The 24,895-nt window shown below is 38.3% G+C and carries 13 protein-coding genes and 2 tRNA genes; 8 read left to right on the top strand and 7 right to left on the bottom strand.

Annotated features, from left to right (window positions below; genetic code table 11):
* Nucleotides 1–79: 79 nt before the first annotated feature.
* Complete coding sequence (locus HXT27_RS06330) at nucleotides 80–766, bottom strand: hypothetical protein (RefSeq protein WP_103043156.1); 687 nt, start codon at nucleotides 764–766, stop codon at nucleotides 80–82.
* A 571-nt stretch (nucleotides 767–1,337) separates the two neighbouring features.
* On the opposite strand from HXT27_RS06330, the gene HXT27_RS06325 reads away from it, so the two are divergent.
* Nucleotides 1,338–1,991, top strand: a complete 654-nt coding sequence (locus HXT27_RS06325; RefSeq protein WP_082266290.1) for a TenA family protein — start codon at nucleotides 1,338–1,340, stop codon at nucleotides 1,989–1,991.
* Nucleotides 1,992–2,710: 719 nt separating this feature from the next.
* Nucleotides 2,711–8,731, top strand: coding sequence for a S8 family serine peptidase (locus HXT27_RS06320; RefSeq protein WP_158245136.1), 6,021 nt, complete (start codon nucleotides 2,711–2,713; stop codon nucleotides 8,729–8,731).
* 175 nt (nucleotides 8,732–8,906) lie between these two features.
* Here HXT27_RS06320 and HXT27_RS06315 read toward each other — a convergent pair whose 3' ends face one another.
* Nucleotides 8,907–9,194 (bottom strand): exodeoxyribonuclease VII small subunit, encoded by a 288-nt coding sequence (locus HXT27_RS06315; RefSeq protein ID WP_075523780.1) that lies wholly within the window; start codon nucleotides 9,192–9,194, stop codon nucleotides 8,907–8,909.
* A gap of 224 nt (nucleotides 9,195–9,418) precedes the next feature.
* On the bottom strand, nucleotides 9,419–10,681 hold the full coding sequence (gene xseA / locus HXT27_RS06310; protein WP_103043154.1) for an exodeoxyribonuclease VII large subunit: 1,263 nt from the start codon (nucleotides 10,679–10,681) through the stop codon (nucleotides 9,419–9,421).
* 845 nt (nucleotides 10,682–11,526) lie between these two features.
* On the opposite strand from xseA, the gene HXT27_RS06305 reads away from it, so the two are divergent.
* The 4 genes from HXT27_RS06305 (at nucleotide 11,527) to murI (ending at nucleotide 16,485) form a co-directional block, all read left to right on the top strand.
* Nucleotides 11,527–11,600, top strand: a tRNA-Lys gene (locus tag HXT27_RS06305).
* A gap of 113 nt (nucleotides 11,601–11,713) precedes the next feature.
* A tRNA-Arg gene (locus tag HXT27_RS06300) sits at nucleotides 11,714–11,786 on the top strand.
* A gap of 260 nt (nucleotides 11,787–12,046) precedes the next feature.
* The gene (gene ileS, locus HXT27_RS06295; RefSeq protein ID WP_199172712.1) at nucleotides 12,047–15,454 is read left to right on the top strand and encodes a mupirocin-resistant isoleucine--tRNA ligase; all 3,408 of its coding nucleotides are present in this window, start codon (nucleotides 12,047–12,049) and stop codon (nucleotides 15,452–15,454) included.
* 251 nt (nucleotides 15,455–15,705) lie between these two features.
* Entirely contained in the window at nucleotides 15,706–16,485 is a 780-nt protein-coding gene (murI, locus tag HXT27_RS06290) for a glutamate racemase (RefSeq protein WP_103043153.1), read from the top strand.
* A gap of 382 nt (nucleotides 16,486–16,867) precedes the next feature.
* Here murI and HXT27_RS06285 read toward each other — a convergent pair whose 3' ends face one another.
* Nucleotides 16,868–17,821, bottom strand: a complete 954-nt coding sequence (locus tag HXT27_RS06285; protein WP_103043152.1) for a PHP domain-containing protein — start codon at nucleotides 17,819–17,821, stop codon at nucleotides 16,868–16,870.
* A gap of 76 nt (nucleotides 17,822–17,897) precedes the next feature.
* Here HXT27_RS06285 and HXT27_RS06280 point away from each other — a divergent pair, with 76 nt between their 5' ends.
* Nucleotides 17,898–18,566 carry a vitamin K epoxide reductase family protein gene (locus tag HXT27_RS06280; protein WP_422113153.1) on the top strand — a complete coding sequence of 223 codons (669 nt, stop codon included), beginning with the start codon at nucleotides 17,898–17,900 and terminating at the stop codon, nucleotides 18,564–18,566.
* 357 nt (nucleotides 18,567–18,923) lie between these two features.
* Here HXT27_RS06280 and HXT27_RS06275 read toward each other — a convergent pair whose 3' ends face one another.
* Nucleotides 18,924–19,148, bottom strand: a complete 225-nt coding sequence (locus HXT27_RS06275) for a DUF3107 domain-containing protein (protein ID WP_296157739.1) — start codon at nucleotides 19,146–19,148, stop codon at nucleotides 18,924–18,926.
* Between the two features lie 12 nt (nucleotides 19,149–19,160).
* On the bottom strand, nucleotides 19,161–20,792 hold the full coding sequence (locus HXT27_RS06270) for a phosphotransferase (protein WP_422113152.1): 1,632 nt from the start codon (nucleotides 20,790–20,792) through the stop codon (nucleotides 19,161–19,163).
* A gap of 374 nt (nucleotides 20,793–21,166) precedes the next feature.
* Here HXT27_RS06270 and HXT27_RS06265 point away from each other — a divergent pair, with 374 nt between their 5' ends.
* Entirely contained in the window at nucleotides 21,167–22,858 is a 1,692-nt protein-coding gene (locus HXT27_RS06265; RefSeq protein WP_422113151.1) for an ATP-dependent helicase, read from the top strand.
* 222 nt (nucleotides 22,859–23,080) lie between these two features.
* Here the strand turns inward: HXT27_RS06265 and HXT27_RS06260 are convergent, their stop codons facing one another.
* On the bottom strand, nucleotides 23,081–24,868 hold the full coding sequence (locus HXT27_RS06260) for a zinc-dependent metalloprotease (RefSeq protein ID WP_075523449.1): 1,788 nt from the start codon (nucleotides 24,866–24,868) through the stop codon (nucleotides 23,081–23,083).
* Between the last annotated feature and the right edge of the window lie 27 nt (nucleotides 24,869–24,895).

Below are 24,895 nucleotides of genomic sequence, written 5' to 3'. Positions count from 1 at the left end.
CTGCGAGGGAGATATTTTAGTTATTTCTTCGATCTTTCAAATTGACGTTTTAGTATTTTCAGTGCAACTCTTAGGGAGTTTACTCTTCATCTGAAAAATCTTCGCTAGATGCGTCTATATGACGAATGTTGGCGAATGCTTTAATGTTTTTAGCAACAGTTTCGGCAATAGCTTTTCCTGTTTCACCGGACAGAGATTCGTCACCGTTCTTTAGAGCGGTTTTCGCAAAATCTGCGTAACGGTTTACATAGTGTTCATCAACGATTCGAGCGCCGAGCTTGTCACCGAAGCTGATCGGGATCTTATTGTCGTCGTTCTTATCAATGGCGATTCCGCCGTCAAAGCCGTCAGAATCAACTACGAGAACACTGCCGTCAGATAACATGCAGTCAGACACTTCAACCTTGTATTTACCAGGCTTCATGCTGATGATATCCTGCTTGTCATTTGCGACAATGGCGTGATAGAAGTCAACGTCCTTATTATTTTCATCGTCACCGATAAAGTGCATAATTACAGGAGAGGAAGCGGAATCGAAGTCATCGTTTGCAGTGATGAGGAATTTGACTTTATATTTGCTTAACTGTTTTACTCTTTGGTCTTCCGTTTTTGTTGTGCTACTGTTTACGCTATTTGCTCCGCAAGCGCTTAGTGAGCAAGCTAATCCAATTACAGTCAATGAAGCAATTGTGATAGATACAACTTTTTTAAGAGTTAAAGACATATTAGAGTGAATGTTTTTATTGCTACTTAAGCTCTGTGACATGTTATACCCCATTCTCATCATTTGAATTTATTACTATAAGAGAGTTATTTTCATATCGTCTTTATAATAAAAACTTTAAATACTCTACGCTTTAACACGTCAACACGCAAATATAAGCAAACCAGTAAAGAAATAGACCAGTAAAGAAGCAAACCAATAAAGAGTTTAAGAACTTATTTTTGTAAATTGTTTAAATAATTTACTTTTGCAAATTAGCTTAAACAATTATATATAAATCACAAATTATGTATCACTTTTATTAAACAATGCTTACTAATATTACTAACTAATGCTTACTAGTCAAACGAAAATTAGACTATTTAAAATAATGAAATTAGATTGTTTTATATAACAAAATTAGACTATTTCAAATAACGATTATTTATGATAAAAAAATATAAGAACTCTTCGTAAAACATGTCGATTGATTCTATAAGAGGGAGATGGCGATGAATTTAAAACTGAATTTCAAATATCTAAGCCTCTTTCCTAGTTGTAACTATCTACTATAAACAAATGTATGTGAGTGTTAGTTATTATGAAATAACGCATGCAAAGAAAGGATGTGATTATGACTGAGCGATTCACAGATGAATTAAAAAATGAGAATATTGAAACATGGAATGCTGCAATTCATCATCGTTTTGTTAATGAATTAGTTGAAGGTACGATTCCAGACGCTGTGTTAGCTGGGTATTTGATTCAAGATTACAGATTTTTAGATAGTTTCTTAGCTTTATTGGGTGCTGCAGTTACAACAGCAGATAGGCTTGATAGTAGGCTTGTGTTCTCTAAATATATTGGTGAAGTAGCAGGAGATGAGAATACATATTTTGTAGATGCATTCAAAGAGTTTAATACTCCTGAATCTTTTAGGAATAATATTCCTGATACTGAATCTACTCGTGAATTTAAGAAGATGTTTTTAGATGCAGCTCATAGCGGTCATTATGCTGCAGTTTTAGCTGTATTAAATGTTACTGAATGGATATATATTACTTGGGCTTCTAATGCTGAAGGCAAGCGACCTGAGCGTAAAGTTCATTATCAATGGATTGATTTGCATGATTACGCTGGTTTCCACGATTTTGTTGGATTCTTGCGTAATGAATTAGATCGAGTTGGACCCGAGGATTCGAAAATAGCTCGTGAATATTTTGCGCGCGCTGTGAAACTTGAGCGTATGTTCTTTGATAATTCTTATGAAAGTCCTGCAGAAATCTGATTGAACTAATACTGATTTAACTAATACTATACGCAGTTTTGCATTACTATTATTTACGTGTTTACCGGTTTTTACGTGTTTCTTCATTTACGTGTTTCTTCATTTACGTGTTTCTTCATTTACGTGTTTATATGTTTTCACGTGTTTGTGTAAAATTTATTGTTATATTCTTCTATAAGGCAATTTCGTAAAATTTATTGTAAAATTTATTGTAAAATCTTTTGTTGTGTCGCCTGTATGTCCTGATTACTGTACTATTTTCGCTATTTTTCAGGCGTTTTGAGGTGTTTATATAATATTTTGTTATTTTTTTATAATTATAGTTTTTAGTAATTTTACAGATATTTGATGCATTTTTTATTATATTTGCATTATTTTGGCTTTAAATTACTCCTATATTTCAATAATTTTCAAGTGTAAATTTTTCGATTGTGTGCAAATCTGAAAAGAAGCGTAATTTTTTAAGTGCTTACGTAAATAACATGTAAACTTAAGATTTTTTAACTGTTAATTAAATTTATTCGATGGGGGGGGGGTATTGGCTTTATTTAGCCATTTTATCTTATTGAGAATGGTTCGCATATGGCATTTTGTGCCTTTAAACAGCATAGTTGAAAATTTTCTGTTACATAAAAAATGCTAGAGTCTTCGAAATATATTTCTTCTACGTCTTAGCGCGTTTTAGGAATATGTTCATATCCATTCGAGAGGAGATTGCTATGAAGTTCAATCGAACGTCATACTTGACTCGGTTAGCCGCATTAAGCGTAGCTACTGCTACGTTGATTGTGCCACTTTCTGGAGTTCCTTCTGCTTATGCGCAGGATTCTTACTCAGGTGGCGCTAATTTGCAATCGGAGTCACAGCAAGAAATAGAAAAAGCAGTTAAAAACGCTTCCAGTAAGCCTTTAACTCTTGATGAATTGCGTCTTAATCCAAATGTTGCGAAAATTTTGGATGAATCAAAGAAATATTCAAATAATAATGAATTGAGTTCAACTGCTCCTGTAAAAGTTATAGTTACTCTTAAAAATCAGCGTCACTTAGCATCTGATTTTGCTGAAAGAGCAAATAAAGCTAAGCAGAATGATTTACTTTCTACTTGGAAAGACAAGTATAGTATTACTGTTAATCGTCAACTCGGTTACTTAGTTAATGCTTTCGAAGCAACTCTTCCTGAAAATAAGATTCAAGCGTTGCAAAATGAGCCTGAAGTTGCTTCTGTAGCAAAAGAGCGCGTGTATTATCCTCTTGAAAATACAGCTAGAACTCTCGAAGGCGTAACACAAGCTTTTGAGCGTAAGCATAAAGATCTTGACGGTAGAGGAATGTTAGTAGCAATAGTCGATACTGGTATTGACGTAGAACAGCCAGATATGAAGTTGACTAACGATTCTAACCTTAAGATGCAACCTAGAGGAGGTTTGTGTGGTTCTACTGAATTCACTGAAAAAGTTCCTGACGGTTACAATTTTGCTGATGAAAATTGCAATGTAAAAGATGCAGGCAAAGAACAGCATGGTATGCATGTTGCGGGTATTGTGGCAGCTAATGGAAAAATTAAAGGTGTTGCTCCAAACGCTCAACTTCTTGCTATGAAAGTATTCTCGAATGATCCTGACAAGCATGGTGCTGACGATGCTGATATTGCTGCTGCAGTTGAAGCTTCTGTGAAACTTGGTGCTGACATTATCAACATGTCTTTGGGTTCTGACAACGGTATGAGTGGTATGTCAAGTGTTACTGGACTAGCTCTCAAGCATGCTCGCGAAGCTGGCATTCTTCCAGTGATTTCTGCAGGTAACTCTGGTTTGAATTTCTCTGCTAGTGGAACAACTGACGATGCATTTGGTAAGTGGGATGATGGAACTTTAGGAAGTCCTGCAGCATTCAATGAAGCGTTTAGCATTGCATCTGTAGAAAACAAGGTAATTACTGCTTCTAAAGCTACTTATTATGCGAATAACAGCTCTAAAGATTTCGTATATTCTATTGCTACTGGAAGTGCAGATGGTGGAAAGCATGAAATTGTTTACGCAGGATTAGGTAGAACTCCGGATAATGGAGGCGCAGATGATTTCAACGGCGTTGATTGTAACGGCAAATACGTTTTGATTCAGCGCGGAGAAATCTCATTTAAAGATAAGTTTAATAATGCAATAGCAAAGGGTGCTGCTGGCGTAATCATTTACAATAACAAGCCTGATGATTTATTCATAGGTATGGGCGGCTTAGAAAAGGTTAAGATCTTTGGTGCTTCAATCCCAATGAGTGTTGGTGAAGAAATAAAGACCGCAATTGAGAATGCAAAGAAGGATAATAAAAAGGTAGAGGTTTCGTTTAGTAATGGAAACACTGAAATACCAAATCCTAGTAGTTTGCATCCTTCAACATTTACTTCTTGGGGACCAACTCCAGAACTTGACTTCAAGCCTCATATTGCAGGTATCGGTGGAAACGTGTGGTCTACGCAGAACGGAGAAAACAATTATATAGGCATGTCTGGTACTTCCATGGCTGCTCCTAATGTTTCTGGTCTTTCTGCATTAGTTATGCAAAGTTATAAGAATCGTTTCCCACATCTTTCTGCAAAAGCACTTGCTACGCGCGTTGAACAAGCGTTGATGAATACTGCTCAAGTTCTTAAAAATGATAATGGTGTTCCATATGCTCCTCGCCAAATTGGCGCTGGCTTAGCGCAAGTTGATAAAGCTGTTGAAACTAACGTTATTGCAACAGTAGATGATACTGATAACGCTTATGCGCAATTGCGTCAAGTTAATGGTCCACGCACTATTAACGTAAAGTTGCATAATATTGGAAACAGTGATGCTCAGTTTGATATTCCAGATAATCAAGTTATAAATGAGTCTAATGAAGCTGGGCAAAAAACTGTAACATCATTCAGTAATGAAAGCTTGACTACTTTATCAAAGCATGTTCGAGTTGCTCCTGGTAAAACAGAAACTGTTAAATTTACTCTTAATCCTAAGACTAGCGGAGATCATTATGTTGAAGGCTATATTGGTTTTGAGTCAACAACAGAAGGTCAACCAAATTTGACTGTTCCATATCTAGGATTTGTGGGCGATTGGAATAAAGAGCCAATTGTAGTCGACCCTAATAGTACTTACAGTGCGGATATTCCTGCAACAACAAAACTTGTTTCGATATTTAATGAAGGTGGCATTTTTGGTAACCTTCCTATGAAAGTGAACACTGAAGGTCAAGAACGTTCTCTTGGAGCATTTTCTCCTAATGATGATGGAATACTTGAAAGCGTTAAGCCATCTATTGCAGTGCTAAGAAATGCTGAGCGTGTGAACTACTCTGTTTACGATAAAGACGGCAAGAAACTTGTTATAGATTTGGGTGACGATGATTATCTAAGTCGCACAAATCTTGGAAAGATGGATGCTAATGGAGCCCGTAGTAGTTCTAATGGTACTTGGGATGGTAAAGTTTGGGATCCTAAGAAAGGCTTTGTTGTAGCTAAGGATGGTTATTACACATATCGTATTAAAGCTCAGCTTTCTAAGGATTTCCCAGCTCAAGAGTATGACATGAAGTTTGCTCTCGATACTACTGGCCCTACTATTAAAATTTCTGATCGAGATGAAAACGGTGATGTCACTTTCACTATGCATGATGATTTAATTGGCACGCCAACTGCTCCGTCTATTACAATGGACGGTGATGAAGGTCATCAGTTGAAATATGATACTAGCCAGAATTGTAAGGATTCGGAAGGTGGTCATACTTTAACTTGTAAGATTCCGATAGATCCTTCAGCAAAGTTCATTGTTGCTAAGTCTTTTGACAATGCTTTAAATGCAAATGCTGTAGCAAAAGTGTTCAATAAGCTGAATAGCGCCGGCAAACCAGATGGAAGATCCAAGATTGTTGTTAATAATCAAGATTCTTTAACTACTAATACTTTGACTCCTAGGGATTATAAAGTTAAAAAATATGGTGATGATAAGTACTACTTGATTTTAAGTGGTTATCTTTCTGATGATGTGAAGTCGCTTTCTCCAGAAGTAGCTCATGGAAAGTGGGATCAGCACGATAAGTCTAATTGCGAAACAGGCGAATTTAAGATTGACAGTGAACATGCAACGTTTGTCTCATTTGTACCTCTTAAAAATGGCGATAACGTCATTAAGATAAGTGGATTGGATGCAAATGGAAATCCGATAGCTCATACTAAAAAGTTCACTGTGAAGTTCAACGAGAAAGCTCCTGAAATCACTGTTACTAACCTTAATGCAAATAAGCACTTAGATGTTGCTACAGACGGAAAAGTGACTATTAAGGGTAAAGTTAGCGATGATCCTGGTGATAAGTTGACTTTGAAGATTGAGTATCAAAAAGTTGCTGATGGCGCTGATGAAGCAAATTCAGTTTCTGACGAAGTCACTCTTAATAATGGAGAATTTGATACCACTATTGATCCGGATGCAAAAGCTGCAACTGTTACTTTAGTTGCTTCTGATGGAGCAAATAATACTACTTTGACGGTTCCGCTTGAAGGTCGTTCTGAACCAGAACAAGAAAATAGTGATGAAAATGCTCCTGAAGTTGGTGAGGATGATTTCAGCATTGACAAGAGTAATTTGCAAGAAATTTTCAAATATAACTATGTTGTTTCTGCAAATAATCCAAGCAAGGATTCTGTGAAAGTAACTGGTAATGCAGGTGAACTTATAACGAGTATTAAATTCGTACAGAATGAAGTTGGAACAGACAAGCATATGAATCTTGTTGTCTATGAAGCAAAGATTGATAAAACGAAGCACACTTTTGAAGTTGAGCTTCCAATGCATGCAGGTTTGAACGACTTTAGACTTGAAGTAGAAAAGAAAGATAGCGTAGACGATGATGACGATTACTCAACGACACTCGTCAATACTCCTGTGCGTTTCTATTTCGATGTCGCTGCTCCTAATGTAACTTTCAATAATCCTACGCTTTACGGTCACACCTTATTTACAAATAAAGATTCTGTAAATCTTGCTGGTGAGATAAGTGATGATGCATTTGGATACTCGCTATACATTAACGGTAATACTGTTAAGCGATTCTTCTCGATTCACGCTGGTGGAGAAGGTGTTAATAAGCGAGCATTCTCTAGTGATATTCATGTTGATAATGGCGACCTGATAAACGTTCAGTCTTCTGATCAGATTGCTTCTTCTAAGATTGGACTTATTCCGGTAGTTCTTGATCAAGAAGACCCAACAGTTAATATTGGTTTATCTGATGATGAGGGTGTTACTGATCCTGACACAAGGAAGATTTACGTACATGTAACTGATCCAAATCTTAAGTCTGTGAAAGTTTATATCGATAATAAGTTAGTTAAGACTGAAGAAACTGACTTAAAGCAGACTAAGATTGAAGACAATATGGTTGATACTAGCAATGTTCGTAATATTCCTACAGACGCGGATAAACCTACGAATACAGATATGAAGCTGTATATTCCTACTGCAGGTTTGAAGAAGGGTGATCATACTCTTCGAGTTGAAGCTACGGATTATGCAGGTAATGTAACTGGTGATACTAGCGATAATGCTGGTGACGGAGTATCTCGAGCGTTCACAGTGACACAGGATTCTACAGCTCCTGCTGAAGGTTCTTCTGAGCCTGGTAAGAGTGATGGTTCTACTCAGACTGATCCTGAGCCTGGTAAGAGTGATGGTTCTACTCAGACTGATCCTGAGCCGGGTAAGAGTGATGGTTCTACTCAGACTGATCCTGAGCCGGGTAAGAGTGATGGTTCTACTCAGACTGATCCTGAGCCTGGTAAGAGTGATGGTTCTACTCAGACCGAGCCTGAGCCGGGTAAGAGTGATGGTTCCACGCAAACTGAACCAGAGCCTGCGCCGGGTAAGACTGATCCAACTCCTGTTACTGGTGGTGGTTCTACTCAGCCTGAGCCGGGAACTCCTTCTGAGCCTGTTAAGCCGGGTAATCCTGATCCGGGAGCTCCAACTGAGCCGGGTAAGACTGATCCTGCAACTCCAACTGAGCCGGGTAAGACTGATCCAACTCCTGTTACTGGTGGTGGTTCTACTCAGACTGAGCCTGAAACTCCTTCTGGATCTTATTCAGGCGCAAGTAGTAGTGAAGAAACTGGTTCTGGATCTTCTGAATCTTCAGCTCCTTCTGCTCCTTCATTCGATGGAATACAGTCTGATTTGAAGGTTTTGACTGTTAATGAGTCTAATGGAGTAAATCATCTGAATACTGGTCGTATGAATCGTTTCCACGTAAAAGGTAATGATTTTACAGATGGTGAACACGCATATGCATTCATTTACTCTGATCCTGTGGCTCTTAAGGGTGAAGGCAATAATGATTATGTAACTATGCACTCTGAGGAGGGCGGTTACTACTTCGATGCATTCATTCCTGAAGGATACGAAGGTGAGCATACGGTTTTGTTGATGAAGGGTAATACGCAAGTAGCTTCTGCTAAAGCGGTTGTTGCTTCTGAAACAAAGTCTAGCGGTTCTAGTGATTCTGAAGGTAATTCGGGTAATGATTCGAATGAATCTGCTTCTCGTTCTGGATCTCGCTCATTCACTAAGGGATCTAAGTCTAGAGTTGCTCATACTGGTGTAAACATTGTGTCTGTAATGACTATGATTATGGTACTTTTGACTGGCTTCGTGTCTGTTCTCAGTGTACGCATGTCTAAAGTGTTTGTTTCCAGAAAAGCTGATAATTTATAAACTAATATTTAATTAAGTATTAGTTCAATAGAATCAAAATGCTCCTCATCTTTATGAAAGGTGGGGAGCATTTGCTTAATTAGTGATTATTAAGTTATTGTGCAATAAACCAAATTATTATTACGATACTTAATAATATTTTTTGAAATAAAACAAACTTGCTATTTGCGCAAACTTATGCATCGAGATTAGACTGTGTTCCTGCAGTTTCAGCAGTTGCAGCTTGCTCTGCTTGAGCTGCATCGAGTTTAGCGCGAACTGTTGCAAGCAAACCTTGTGCGCGCTTTGCTAAAGCTTCACCTAATTCCCATTGGCGCATGGATTGATCTAGTGTTAAACCTCCGGCTTCTAAAGCTTGAACAGCTTGAATTAGTTTTTCGCGAGCTTCTTCATAAGGCATTGATGCAATATTCTCGCGTTCTTCATCTGTTAGAGTACTTGCTTGCTTTACGTTTGCACCCATTTTTTCGCTTGATTGTACAGACTTATTTGTATCTGATTCTTTTCCCATAATTATTCCTTATTGTTTTTTATTGCTCATTATTATTCTTATTGCTTATTTTATAAATAGATTTTACTAAATAATAAATTTAGCAATTTGTTAATGAGCTTAGATGTTTTAATTGCTTATTTGTTTTTATTATTTGTTTTAGGGCTTTTATGATGTAATTGCATGTATTTGTTTCATTAAATTGCTTCCTCTACTCCTTTTACAGTGCTAAACACAATTCCGCTTTTCAAAGTAACAGTAATTTCATCGCCAATTTTAGCTGAACTTGCGTTATCTAAAACATGACCATTTTTCAATTGAACAACAGCATATCCGCGATTCAATGTAGATTGTGGGCTTAAAGCAGTAAGACTAGCGTGAGCCTTTTCAACCGTTAAACTCGCATCATCTAAAATGCGAACTAAACCATTCCTCATACGTTCTACAGATTGTTCTACAAATCTCTCATGAGGTTCAAGCATAGTGCTTGGATTGGTAAGGCTTGGACGATTAGCATAACCTTCTACAAGTCGAATTTCGCCTTCAACTCGAGCTTCAACACGCATACGCATATGTTGTAATGCGTTATCAATCAGCTGCCATTGTTCTAGAACATCTGGAACTACTCGCTTAGCTGCATCTGTTGGTGTAGAGGCTCGCAAATCTGCAGCTAAATCAATTAAAGTCCAATCATCTTCGTGACCAATTGCTGAAACTATAGGCGTGATACATGAAGCAGTTGCGCGGACAACTCCTTCGTCTGAGAATCCAATCAGATCCTCAAAACTTCCTCCGCCGCGAGCAACAATAATAACGTCAATATCAGGGTCTGCGTCAAGTTGTTTAATTGCAGCAATAATATCAGATGGACATTGCACTCCCTGTACGTGAGCGTGAACAACTTTAAAACGCGTTACTGGCCACCTTAAATTCACGTTTGTAATAACATCGCCTTCAGCTCTGGCTTGCGGTGCGCAAATCAAACCAATGCATTTAGGGAATTCAGGCAATTGTACTTTATTTTCTGCATCAAATAAGCCTTCTCCCTTGAGTTTTTTACGTAATTCGTCAATTTGAGCTTTTAAATCTCCATCTCCAACACGACGTATGTCGTCTGCTACGAAACTTAGTCGTGTTGCTTTAACCCAAACCTCAGCTTTTCCATGTACTACAACTCGATCTCCTTGGCGTAAGCCTTGAGCTTTTTGAACGAATTGCGAAAATCCCATTACAGATATGGAAACATCTTGATTGCTATCTCTAAGAGTTATGTAACCTGAGCTAGAACGTCGAAGATTTATTTCTGTAACTTGTCCTTCAATCCAAGCTTCTGGCCATTTTGTAACTGCATCATGGAATTTTTGGCTGATTATATGTACCGGCCAAGGATTTTCTGGAGTAGTTAAAGCTGCTCGCTCAGGAATTTGATTTTGTTTTAGCGTTGTAATTGACGAATTCATAATTATAAGCTTGGTTGCTAAGAGGGACAAGTTGAAAGCACACTGTGCTTTCAACCTTGAGCAAGTCCTCTCGCATTAAGTGTGTTTGGAGGTTTTCGTTGTTGGTTGCGTGTTTGTTGTGGTTGATTGCATTCATGCAATCAAGAGTACTTGCGTTGAAAGCACACTGTGCTTTCAACCTTGTGCAAGTCCTCTCGCATTAAGCTCGTTTGAAGCGCGAGCTTTGCTTTGTTTTTAGTGTGTTTGCGTGTTTACTGTGGTTGATTGCATTCATGCAATCAAGAGTACTTGCGTTGAAAGCACACTGTGCTTTCAACCTTGAGCAAGTCCTCTCGCATTAAGTGTGTTTGGAGGTTTTCGTTGTTGGTTGCGTGTTTGTTGTGGTTGATTGCATAGATGCAATCAAGAGTACTTGCGTTGAAAGCACACTGTGCTTTCAACCTTGAGCAAGTCCTCTCGCATTAAGCTCGTTTGAAGCGCGAGCTTTGCTTTGTTTTTAGTGTGTTTGCGTGTTTACTGTGGTTGATTGCATTCATGCAATCAAGAGTACTTGCGTTGAAAGCACACTGTGCTTTCAACCTTGAGCAAGTCCTCTCGCATTAAGTGTGTTTGGAGGTTTTCGTTGTTGGTTGCGTGTTTGTTGTGGTTGATTGCATAGATGCAATCAAGAGTACTTGCGTTGAAAGCACACTGTGCTTTCAACCTTGAGCAAGTCCTCTCGCATTAAGCTCGTTTGAAGCGCGAGCTTTGCTTCAAACGAGGGTAATGCGACACGCCGATTTGCGCTCTCATTAAATTTGAGTATAGTTATTTCTCGGTTCAAAAATCAAATGAATCTAACCAACGCCCCTTTAGCTCAGTTGGTTAGAGCAGCTGACTCTTAATCAGCGTGTCCGGGGTTCGAATCCCCGAGGGGGCACAAATAAAACCCAAGCCTAGAGCTTGGGTTTTTTCATATTGTTCAATCAAAGCATTCGTGTATAATATCCCTTTGTTGTTTGCTAGTTAATCATGTTGTAGCAAACTTACACTGCCTCGGTAGCTCAGTGGATAGAGCACCACTCTCCTAAAGTGGGTGTCGTCAGTTCGATTCTGATTCGGGGCACTTTTTACACAATGTTAGGGGATAGTGTTAGATTGTTCCTAAATTAAGTGATGATCCGTTATCAGCGGGGAGTTTTCGGAAGAACGGCGAGCATTCTTAATATTTTCGCTTATTAGAACCGACGGGATTGGCCCGCATAGCCAAATATAAGCGGTTATAAGAATAGTTTTAAGATTCTTATAGCAAGCGAGGTGGTACCGCGGTAGGCAACTGTCGTCCTCGCAGGGAAATGTTTAACCCTGTTTAGCGAGGAGAGTGCAGTGAGCGAATCTGCTAATATGGCAAATGATACGTCTGAGAATCATGTGTATCCAAAAGTAAACGTTATGGCAGTAGAATCTAATGGAGATTCCGATAATACTAGCTGTGTTTCGCCAAATCCTTCATTCCCACAACTTGAAGAATCTGTGCTTCAATACTGGGATGCAAATAATACGTTTAGAAAATCAATAGAGTATCGTCCATCTGGCAAAGGTAGCCAAAATGAGTTTGTTTTCTTTGATGGACCTCCTTTTGCAAATGGTCTTCCACACTATGGTCACTTGCTAACAGGTTACGCAAAAGACGTTATTCCTCGCTACCAAACTATGCGTGGTCGTAAAGTAAACAGAGTTTTCGGTTGGGATACTCATGGTCTTCCTGCAGAATTGGAAGCGCAAAAAGAGCTTGGAATCGAATCTGTTGAGCAAATCGAGAAAATGGGAATCGCAAAGTTCAACAATGCTTGTCGTTCCAGTGTTTTGAAGTATACGAATGAATGGCAAAACTACGTGCATCGTCAAGCGCGTTGGGTTGATTTTGAGCGTGGCTACAAAACTCTCAACATTCCATATATGGAATCCGTTATGTGGGCTTTCAAGCAGCTTTACGATAAGGGCTTGGCTTACAAAGGCTACCGCGTGCTCCCGTACTGTCCGAAGGATCAAACTCCACTTTCTGCACACGAGCTTCGTATGGATGCGGATGTTTACCAGAATCGTCAAGATACAACTGTTTCTGTAGCTGTAAAACTTCGAGATGAAGAAGACGCCTACGCAGTATTCTGGACTACTACTCCTTGGACTGTGCCAACCAACTTCGCAATCGTAGTCGGCGCAGACATCGATTATGTGGAAGTTCGCCCAACTGAAGGCAAGTTTGCTGGTAAGAAGTTCTACATCGGTAAGCCTTTGCTGGGATCTTACACTAAGGAACTTGGCGAAAACTACGAGGTTGTGCGCGAACTTAAGGGAGCTGAGATGTCAGGCTGGCGCTACTATCCAGTATTCCCTTACTTTGCAAGCGAATCTGCGCTTAAAGAAGGCGGTACTCCTGGTCCTAATGCTTTCACAATTTACACAGCAGACTATGTTGACACTTCTGAAGGTACTGGTTTAGTTCACCAAGCTCCTTACGGCGAAGACGATATGAACACGCTTAACGCACATGAAATTCGAAGCGTTGATGTGCTAGATGCAGGCTGCAAGTTTACAAGCGATTGCCCAGATTACGAAGGCTTGTACGTTTTTGACGCGAATCTTCCAATTTTGCGTGCTTTGCGTGCAGGAGATGGACCTCTTGCTAAAATGCCGGAAGATCAACGTGCGCTATTATTCCAAGAAAAAAGCTACGTGCACAGTTATCCTCACTGCTGGCGTTGTGCAACTCCGCTTATTTACAAACCTGTTTCTAGCTGGTTTGTATCTGTAACGAAGATTAAAGAAAGATTGCTTGAACTTAATCAAAAGATCAATTGGATTCCTGGAAACGTGAAAGATGGTCAGTTTGGTAAGTGGCTTTCTAACGCTCGCGATTGGTCAATTAGCCGTAATAGATTCTGGGGCTCGCCAATTCCAGTGTGGGTGAGTGACGATCCGAAGTATCCTCGTGTAGACGTTTATGGTTCCTTGGAAGAGCTTAAGGCTGATTTTGGAGATTATCCTCGCGATGATGATGGTAATGTGAATATGCATCGCCCGTATATTGATCGCCTTACTCGTCCTAATCCAGATGATCCTACTGGAAAATCACAAATGCATAGGATTACAGATGTTCTTGATTGCTGGTTTGAGTCTGGTTCTATGCCTTTTGCTCAATTCCATTATCCTTTTGAAAATAAGGAATTCTTTGAGGAACACTTCCCATGCGATTACATCGTTGAATATATCGGTCAAACTCGTGGATGGTTCTACACTCTTCACATTATGGCTACGGCGCTTTTTGACCGCCCGGCTTATAAGAACGTGATTTGCCATGGTATTGTGCTTGGTTCTGACGGTCAGAAGATGAGTAAGCATTTGCGAAATTATCCAGATGTGAATGGCGTTTTTAACGAGTATGGTTCAGACGCAATGCGCTGGTTCTTAATGTCTTCGCCGATTTTGCGCGGCGGCAATTTGATTGTGACTGCAGATGGCATTAGGGATACAGTTCGTCAAGTTATGCTTCCAATTTGGAGCTCGTATTACTTCTTCACTTTGTATGCGAATGCTGCAAACGGTGGGGAAGGTTATAATGCTCGTCGTCTTCGTGCAAGTGAGGTTTCGGGACTTTGTAACATGGACCGCTACTTGCTTGCTCGCACGCGTTTGCTTGTTGAGCGCGTAGAAAAGTGTTTGAACGAGTTTGCTATTAGCGATGCTTGTGCGGCAGTAAGTGACTTTATTGACGTACTTACAAATTGGTATATTCGTGGCAGCCGTGATCGTTTCTGGAATGAAGATGAAACTGCTTTCAACACTCTTTACACTGCGTTGGAAGTGTTTATGCGCACAATTGCTCCTCTTGCTCCTATGGAAGCAGAGGCTGTGTGGCGAGGTCTTACTGGCGGAGAATCTGTGCATTTAGCTGATTGGCCTTATTTGGTTGAGCCACAAACTCTTTGCGATGGAGAGAAAAATCCTAAGGCTGGAGAAGTTACTGAGCTTGGCGCTGTTCTTGCTTCAGATGATGCTTTGGTTGCTGCTATGGATAAGGTTCGTGAGGTTGTGTCTTCTACGCTTTCGTTGCGTAAAGCGGAACAGTTGCGCGTGCGTCAGCCGTTGGCTAACTTGACAGTTGTTGCAGAAAATACTGATGCTGTAGAGCCTTATGAGCAGGTTCTTGAGCGTGAGCTTAACGTGAAGAATGTTACATTCTGCACTTTGCAGGACGCAAGCGAACACGGTTTGAAGATTGTTCATGAGCTTAAAGTGAATGCTCGCGCTGCTGGTCCTCGCTTGGGTAAGCAAGTTCAATTTGCTATTAAGTCTTCTAAGAGTGGCGATTGGCATGTTGACGGCTCTGGCGCTCCTGTTGTTCAGACTCCAAACGGCGAAGTTGCGCTTGTTGAGGGCGAATATGAGCTTGTGAATCGCGTTGAGTCTTCGGATGCTCAAGCAGCTGCAAATATGGCTTCTGCTGCAATGCCAACTGGTGGCTTCGTTATGCTTGACACTGCTTTGACTAGCGATTTGCTTGCTGAAGGATATGCTCGCGATGCTATTCGCGTTGTTCAGGATGCTCGCAAGGAGAACGGTTTAGATGTTACGGATCGAATTGCTTTGACTTTGAGCGTGCCAGCTTCGGACGTTGCTAAAGTTGAGCAATTCCGAGACTTGATTGCTAAAGAAACTCTTGCTACAAGCTTCGAAGTTACTGAGGCTGATCCTAGTGCAACAGAGCTTAGAGTTACTCTTAAGCGCGCGTAGTTTAAGTGCAAATCTTTAGCTAACTAAACAAAAAACGTGCTGGTGTATGATTAAATACATCGGCACGTTTAGTTTTTCTAGTTTTTCGTATTAGTGTATTATTTTTTCGCATTAGTGTATTAGCAAGCGATTTTCGCTATTCTAAAGAATTTTTGGATTTTCAATATTTATTCATGCATGTTGATTTAGCTTTTTAGTTAAGATGTTGATACTCGCTATTAGAGTTGTGAACTGATTCTAGGAGGTATTGAATGTCTTCTTCAGCGCCAATTGGAGTATTTGATTCAGGATTAGGCGGTATATCTGTTGCTCGCGAAATCAGATCTGCTATGCCTAATGAACATATACTTTATTTTGGGGATTCAGCAAACGCTCCTTATGGCATTAAAACACCTGATGAAGTTAAAAAGCTTAGTTTTTCTATAGTCGAAAATTTTGTAAAGAATGGTGTTAAAGCAGTTGTAATCGCTTGTAATACAGCGACTTCTGCTGCTGTAAAAGATTTACGCGAGTATTATAATATTCCAATTATTGGTATGGAGCCTGCTTTGAAATTGGCTTGCGACTTAGGTTGCGGTAAATCTCAACGTGTAATAGTTGCTGCAACACCTCTTACACTTAGAGAGCGCAAATTTGCAGATTTGTTAAATCGATTTGCGTGCGAGCATACTATTTTTTCTCAGCCTTGCCCTGATTTAGTTAGAATTGTAGAAGATGGTAAATTAAACGATCGTGATTTTGTAAATTGTGCTCTTCATAAATATTTTGATTCGTATGATTTACATTCGATTGATTCAGTCGTATTAGGTTGCACTCATTTTATTTTTTATCGCGATTATTTTAGAGATTTTTTGCCTTCTAACGTTAAAATTGTTGACGGTAATGCTGGTACAATCCATCATTTGCAAGAGATATTAAGCTCTTTAGATGCGCTCGCGCCAAAATCAGAAGAGGGTAGTGTTACTATATCTAATTCAGATACTAGCAAGAGGATTAGTGAGTTAGCTCAAAGTTTATTTTTCGCAAAATAATAACTAATAATAACTCTTGCATGTTTTTGTAGCTTTTATAAAAGGCTATAGGATTTTTTTTTTACAGGATTTTCCTGTGTTTGTGAGGTGTGGGAATTGCTTACCTCACAGGAGCTTCAACTTTTTACGCATGTTTAATTGTTATTGCTTGTAGTAATGAAAGTTAGATTTTAGCTTACTTTAGTTTTGTGAAGAGTTTGGATTAGGTGTAACTTTTTTTAAATACCGTTTCGCTTTTTATTGTTCGTTAAGTATTTCCCACACCTCACTAGTACACAATCTATACTTAACTTACTTAGTAAAAAATCCTATAGCATTATTTACAAACTCACTACCGTTTTGCTGTTTTGTGAGTAGTGGGAATTACTTATATCTTTATCTGCTATATTTTATATCCGCGATTTAATATTTCATCTACTACTTTTCGGCTAGTTTTTTCCTCCCCAAGAAGATTTGGTTTACCTTTTCCGTGCCAATCTGATCCTCCTGTAACAATCAAATTTAGTTCGTTTGCTAATCCTAATAGACGCTGACGTTGAGTCAAAGAATTACCTCGATGATAAACTTCTAAACCGTCAAGACCTGAGAAAGCATAAGAAGTAATTTGATCGTCTGAAAGTAAAAGTGAATTTCTACTATAATCTGCTGGATGCGCGATTATAATCACTCCTCCTGCATGTTTGATTGCGTCAATAACTTCATAAACTGTCGGCGAAGGCGTAGGAATATAATACGGTCCACACGGTGAAACCGGTCCAGAAAATGCTTGTGAGCGTGTTTTGAAAATTCCTGCAGCAACAAGCGCGTCTGCAATATGTGGCCTGCCAATTGTTGTAAGCTCTCCATAACTAGCTTGAGATAACACATCTTCCCAAGTAATCGGATAATCTTTACTCATTCGTTCAACCATTGCACGAGTGCGTTCTATTCTACGTTTCCTCGTAGTTTCAAACATTTTCTTTACATAATCATCTTGAGGATTATATTGATAAGCTAACATATGAACTGAAATACCGTAATCTTCTGCTGTAATTTCAGAACCATATAAAACTGGCATATTAGCAGCGTTAGCAGCTTTACGGAAATCATCCCATCCTGCTGACGTATCATGATCTGTAATGGCAACGCCCTCAATATTAAGATTTTTAGCAATATTTATTAAACTTTGCGGAGTTTCGGTTCCATCAGAATATGTTGTGTGACAATGCAAATCCCATCCGCAAGAGTTGCAATCATCCGTAGAATCATTTACGCAATTGCCTGCGCAATCATTAGAAGATTTTTCTTCTTGCGAATAATCTTTAGAAAATTTATTGTTACTAACAATTACAGTCATATAACTATCGTAGACTGTAGTATGTAAACTTTTATACACAATGTAGCGTAATTCTAACAATTTTACGAGGAAACATATGCAGCAAACTAATTTAATTGAAGAAAAAGAGAATAATAATACTCAATTTATCGGCTGGCGGCATACTAACATATGGACTTACGGGATTATGTTCATTGTTTCTGCAATAGCGTTATTAACATCACTTATTCTTTCATCAGAAACATTAGCTTTAGCAAGAGCACCTCACTCAAAACTTGCTTGCGATGTTAGCGGAGCAATATCATGTTCAAAAGTAGCTCAAACTTGGCAAGCAGAATTCATACATTTTGGAGAATTAAGTTTTCCAAACTCATTCTTTGGTATCGCTGCAGAAGCAATATTTCTTACGATCGCAGTAATCGGTTTAGCTAAAATGAAATTCCCAAAATGGCTTGCATCAGCTTCTTGGTTAGGAGGATTATTCGCGCTTTTATACGCTTATTGGCTGTTTTCTCAATCACTATTCGTAATCAACGTATTATGCCCATGGTGTTTAGTATTGATGTTCTCAACTACAGTGCAATTTATTTCCCTTTCTCATGCAACTATATGTGTTCAAGAAGTGGGATTGCGCGCGGCTCCATGGTTAAAATCATATTACCGATTGCATTATGATTTAATGCTTGATGCTGTGTGGATTATGGTATTAGTTACTTTGATTTTTGCAACTCACGGTAGTGAAATTATAGCTTTGTTTACGAAGTAATTACCACTACTCACAAAACAGCAAAACAGTAGTGAGTTTGTAAATAATCCTATAGGATTTTTTACAAAATATGACTGTTGTTGTAAGGCGTGGGAATTACTTACCTCACAGGAGCTTCAACTTTTTACGCATTATCAAATGTTATTGCTTGTAGTAGTAAAAGCTAGATTTTAGCTTACTTTAGTTTTATAAATAGCTTGGATCAGGTGTAACTTATTCAAACACCGTTTCGCTTTTTATTGTTCGTTAAGTAATTTCCACACCTCACTAGTACACAATCTATACTTAACTTACTTAGTAAATAATCCTATAGCCTTTTATAAAAGCTACAGGATTATTATGTGATTTGTTAATAAACTAGTTCAGTGCGCCAAATCCAACAGTATGCTTTGGTGTATCTCCGATAAGAGCATAAGATAGGAATTCTTTTTGCATAAGAATCTTGCGATTATTGTTATCTGTAAGCTCAATCATTGAATCTGCATTAGCATTTGCGATTATATTTCGCACTTCTTCTGCGCTTTGTTCAGTTTCAAAGTCAATAGAATCAGAACTGTTTTTTACTCCAAGTACTACTCGCATATTAATCTCCTTCTATTTATCTAAATCCGCCTTAGCATCTCTCATTGCGCGCTCTTCGCGTTCAAGCAATGGGATTGCAATAGTTTCAGGCGCATCGTCTGTTACTTCACTTTTTGTTTCAGTTAATTTTTCTTTTTCTTTATAATTGTGTTTTTCGGAATTTTCTTCATTATTATTTTGATTTTTTGAAATTTTGCTGGTAACTCCATTATCGCTATCACTGGAATTTTCGCTATTGCTTTCGATATTGCTATTGCTACTGTTTTCGCTATTTTTAATATTTGTTATAACTTGTGTTGCAATATCATCGTAGTTATTAGAAGTAGTGTTAGCTTGATTAGAGGATTGCGATTGATCAGCTAAATGTTGTTCATTTTGCGATTTTGTAGCAGATGTTTTAGATGCGCAAGACTCATTTGTGCTATCGTCTATTTGAACCACGTTCTCGTTAGTAGGATCTTTAACTTGAGTATGTCCTTCAAGTGTTATATCGCTTTCTTCAGTATTGTCACCAATAGATTGAGTTGCTGAAGATTTAGAAGCTACTTGAGTTTTGCGTTCAGATGAATAAGTATCATCGTTTACTAAATCGCCGACTGTAATAGTCGAGTCGAGCTTAGATCTACTTGCATTAGATGTTTTCGATGTTTTAGAGCTATTTATACGCATAAGTTCATGTGCAAGTCGTTCAACTTGAGCTTTGAATCGCATTATTCCAGCATTATCTGCATGTTGCAAAGCTTGTATAAAATCTCCGACTTGTTCCATTTGAAGCCATAAGTTTGCGCGAAGCATTATAAGACTATCTAAATGAGATCCTCTAACGCGCCCGTATGCAGAAAGTAAAGCATTGCGTTTTTGCTCATTTAACTTTGCGAAAATCCAAGCTAAATCTCTTGCTGGATCGTTAATTTGCATGCTCTGCCAATTGGTTATTGCGCTAATAGTAGAGCCTGAAAATAGAAAGTCACCGTCACAAAATCCGCCATGTACAGGACAAGTGTCAAATGACCATAATCCTTCTGTTTCTAATACTCTAGACCAACTATCTGTGATTTCTGAAGGAATGTGACCAGCAGCTCTCAAGCGTTTAATCCATCCTGTAAGTTGTGCTCTAATATTTCCTGTAGTAAATGAAGGATATTTTGCTCTTTGAAGGAAAGTTGGACGAAGCCTGTGTATTGCTCCTAAAGCTGTTCCAACATTAGTGCAATCGTCAGTTGTAAGTAGATTTAATTCTCTTGCACATCCATTTAGATGTGAGCAAATTAGCACAGTAGGTTCTTCATTATTAAGTTTTTTACCTAATCCTTGCATAATTTCGTAATTAAAATTAGAAGAATTAGTTTGAGAATCTTCATTTTGAGAATTGTTTTCGCTAGGTTTGTGCAATGCTCCAGGGTAAAAATTCAACATCTGATCGTATGCAAATCCCAGTGCAGCTAATCCCTTAGTTTGTTGTAATGCCCATGCTGCTCTTGCGCGATCTCGCAATCTATGACGACCCTGTGTTTCTGTGCTAACGAAGATGTCGTAAAGGCGTCCTGAAACATCTTGTATAACTGCATGGGAGATTCCCGCAGCGGCATCAGTGGCGTTTGCCTGCTCGCTTTTGCGGGTTCCAGCGAACTGTACTTCTGGCATGACCGATGAGGCCAATGCTGCTAACTTGAATCTACTTAACTGTGTCACACTCCCACAGTAATACAAAGTAACGAAATGCGACAGTTTTTGACAACTTTTATAAATTTTGTATCAATATTGTTAGCTTGATTGTTAGCTTGATTGTTAGTCTTTCGTAAATATTGTTAGCTTGATTATTAGCTTCTTATAAGTATGATTATTTTCTTGATCTTCTGAGCAATATGTTTAGTTTCTGTCTAGTATGATGAACTACAAATATTATGAACTACAAGTACGTTTAACCATAGATATTATTGACTACAAATATTATGAACTTCTGACCACAATAGTAATAAAAATTTTTATATGGCTAGAATTTCTGTCACAATATAAGTATGAGTTTTACGCAAGAGCCTGATTTATTATTGCAAGGTTTAGATGATAATCAACGTGCTGCAGCTATGTCAATACATGGACCAGTGCGTATTATTGCGTGCGCTGGAGCTGGTAAAACTCGTACTATTACTAGAAGAATTGCTTATGCTTGTGCTACTAATCAATGGGATTCTAAAGGAGTGTTAGCAGTTACTTTTTCTGTAAAAGCAGCTCAAGAAATGAGAGATAGGTTAGATAGTTTAGGCGTAAGTAGTGGCGCTAGAGTTTCAACTTTTCATTCAGCAGCATTACAACAAATACGTAGAGTATGGGATGATGTGTGTTCTGCTCCTTTTCCGAATATAATTGACAATCCACGTAATATATTGCGAATAGCAGCGTCTAAATGTGAAGGATTATCTGATATTCCTCCTGTTTATATTAGGGATATTATGTCGGAAATAAATTGGGCAAAAGTATCTCTTGTAGCGCCTAAAGATTACGAAAAAGTTTGCTCTATAATGCATCGAACTGTGCCTGCTGGGCTGGAGGCTCAAAAATTTATTGATATATATGAATCATATGAAAGAGAAAAAAATAATAATAATTTTATAGATTTTAATGATTTATTATTGCTTGATTGCCATATTATTGATGCTTTTCCTCAAGCTGCTCGTAAAATACGTGATTCTATTAAATGGCTTACAGTTGATGAATATCAGGATGTTTCTCCGCTGCAGCATGAACTTTTACGATTGTGGTTGGGTGAAAATAGAAATATTTGCGTAGTTGGTGATCCTGCTCAGACGATTTATTCATTTGCTGGTGCTAGTAGTTACGATTTATTGCAATTTCCAAAAGAATTTGCACCTCTTAATGCGGATATTAGTTTAGACACAGATTATCGATCTACTGAGAGAATTGTTGGATTAGCTAATCGTGTGCTTTCAGCATCTGATTATTCGAAAGATTACGTTAAGATGCATGCTTTAAGTAAAGGTGGGAAACGTATTTCTAAGAAAGTTTTTCTTAGCGATAAAGATGAAGCGTTAGCTGTTGCTCAAACTATTATGTGCATGGTCCGTGATGATAAAGTTGTGCCAAGTGATTGTGCAATATTGACTCGAACTAATGCTCAGCAAGATGTTGTATGCAATATGTTACGAAATATTGGTTTGAGTGTTAAAGTTCGTAACGACATGAGTGTTCAAAGAACTGTCTTAGATAATGCTGAATTGCGTGATTACGAGAATTCTGGTGAGAGCAATAGTGAAAGCAATAGTGAGAGCAATAGTGAAAGCAATAGTGAAAGTGTTAGTGAGGATTCTGGCGTAAATTCTGGTGAAAATAATGGCGTAAATTCTGGTGAAAGCGCTAGTGAAAATTTGCAAATTCCAGATTTGCCTTTAAGCATTTGCGAAATAATGAATAGCGTTCCACATAGTGAAGAATCGCGTATGCAAATACCTGTGAATGTGTCCACTATACATGCGTCTAAAGGTCTTGAATTTAAACACGTATTCATTATTGGATGTTCAGATGGGCTTATACCTTTTGGTACATGTGATGAAAATAGCGAAAATCTTGAAGAAGAGCGGCGACTTATGTATGTAGCTATTACAAGAGCAGAAAAGACGCTTCAGCTTTCGTATGCTTTACGTAGAGAACTTGACGTTGGAGCAACACGTAGTCCAAGTAGATTCTTATCGTAAATTTTTGAGCGCACTGAACTTTGAATTCTTAAATGTCTTGAATTCTTAAATGTCTTGAACTTTGAACGCAAGTTTTAAGAATTATTTATTAGGCATTGAATGTCTTAATTTTGTATAAAAATCCACTATTCTTCTTGCGCTCGCTGTGTTCATGTGTTGTGCTGATATAGTGCTAGTGATTTCGCAATTTTTGCTTTTTAGTCAACATTGTTATCACTGTCACTATTCTAGGTTGTTGTCGTCTTTATTTTCGCTTTTGCTGTCATTATTATTATCATTGTTATTGTTATCAAGATTCTTATTGGCGCAATTATTAGAATCTGAATTATTAGGATCTGAATTATTGTTATCGTTCTTTTCGGAATTCATATTTTCTAATAGCTTACTTAATTCATCATCCCAATTGATTGAATCCAGGTTATCCAAGTCTTTCAAGTCTTTCAGGTCTTTTAGATTTTCAGAATCTTTTTCCTTTTTATCTTCATTTAGATCTGTAATACTTTCAGAATTATTTATATCATTTGCATTTGTATCTGTGTTGTTATCTGTGTTGTTTTCTGTGTTATTGTGATTTTCGCAATTTGTATTTTCGTTTTTTGGATCGATATTAGATATTTGTAAATCGTTTTCATCGTTAGAAGAAATCTCAGATTGCGAATTAGTTGAATTAGTTGAATCAGTTGAATTAGTCAGAGAATCGTTTTCATGCAATTCTGGCAATAAATCTGGATGAGCCCACAAGGAATCGCGTTTTTCTATTCCATTTTCTTGGGTGATTTTTTCCCACAAATCAGCTGCCTCGCGCATGCGCTTAGGTCTTAGATTAAGTCCAAGCAATGATTCAAAAGTCACTTCTGCAGGACCTCCTGCAGCTCGTTCGCGTCTTGTCATTTCGCGTAATTGATCTATGTGAGGAATGTGAGCCATTCCTGCTCTCCACGTTACGCAATCAACCCATCCTTCTGTTAAAGCTAATAAAGTTTCAAAACTTTTCAAAGCTTGTTTTTGTTCATCTGAATCGTTATTTCCAACTTTAGAAAGATTAACAGCTCCGCTAATTGCTTCAGGATTCATTGGATCTACATCGCGTAATTGATCTTCCATTGCATCTAAATCAATATTTATTCCATTAGAATACTTAATTATTAGCGCTTCAAAACGTGTCATAAGCCAAGGAACTGAAGCAAATAATCTAGCGTGAGCTAATTCTCGTAAAGCAAGATAATCCATTACTTCTGTAGTATTTAATCCCCAAACTTTAGCGTAATCAATGCAATTATATGGTATTAATCCGCCTGCTGGATTCTTTAATAGTGCAATACCTTGATCAAAACTTCCATGTACTTCGTGAGATAAAGCTCCAGCAGCAGAACCCAGTTGCATTGCAAAGCTTGTGTTTGCTAGCAATTTCATAAGTTGTACTGGATTATTCATTCCTTTTGGCAGGGGGATAGGTACAACTCCGGCAAAAACTCCAGAAATTTCAGCATCGTCAATATCTGAAAAGCGATTTGCAATAACTGAAGTAAAAGCATCGCTTATAGCGCGCGCAACAGGAGTAGCAAATTTAATCCATGATTCAATAGTTCCTTCAACCCAATTTCCGCGCGAAAGAATATCGGGATTACCTGGAGCAGGATTAAAATTGGTCGTTATATCTAGCCATAAATTTGCTTTACTTATTGATCTTCTTAGCCCGTCTGCTACATCTGCATTAACTGAACTATTGTCTCCTGTAGCTTGCTGTAAAGCTAGTGATTGCGCGAGTTTAGCGTTAATAGGACCTTTTTGAAGTGTATCGGTCATTTCTACAGGTGAATTTAATCCTCCATCACTGAAAGCTTGCATCATAGTGCGAACTTCTTCTGGATTAGGAAGATCGTCTGGCTTTTGATTCATCAACTGGTTTCGTACTTCAAAAGGTAGCTGATTTAGCTGTTGCCATGCTTCCTCGCCTTGCACAGGACCAAAGCATTTGATAAGCCATTGACGAATTTCTTCTTCATTCATTTAAGTGTCCTCGTTAGTTATGCTAGC

This window comes from Gardnerella bivia, assembly GCF_049262715.1.
GTDB classification, from domain to species: Bacteria; Actinomycetota; Actinomycetes; order Actinomycetales; family Bifidobacteriaceae; genus Bifidobacterium; species Bifidobacterium vaginale_A.
Note: the sequence above shows the minus strand (reverse complement) of the source record. Positions and strands in the feature narration are given on the sequence as shown.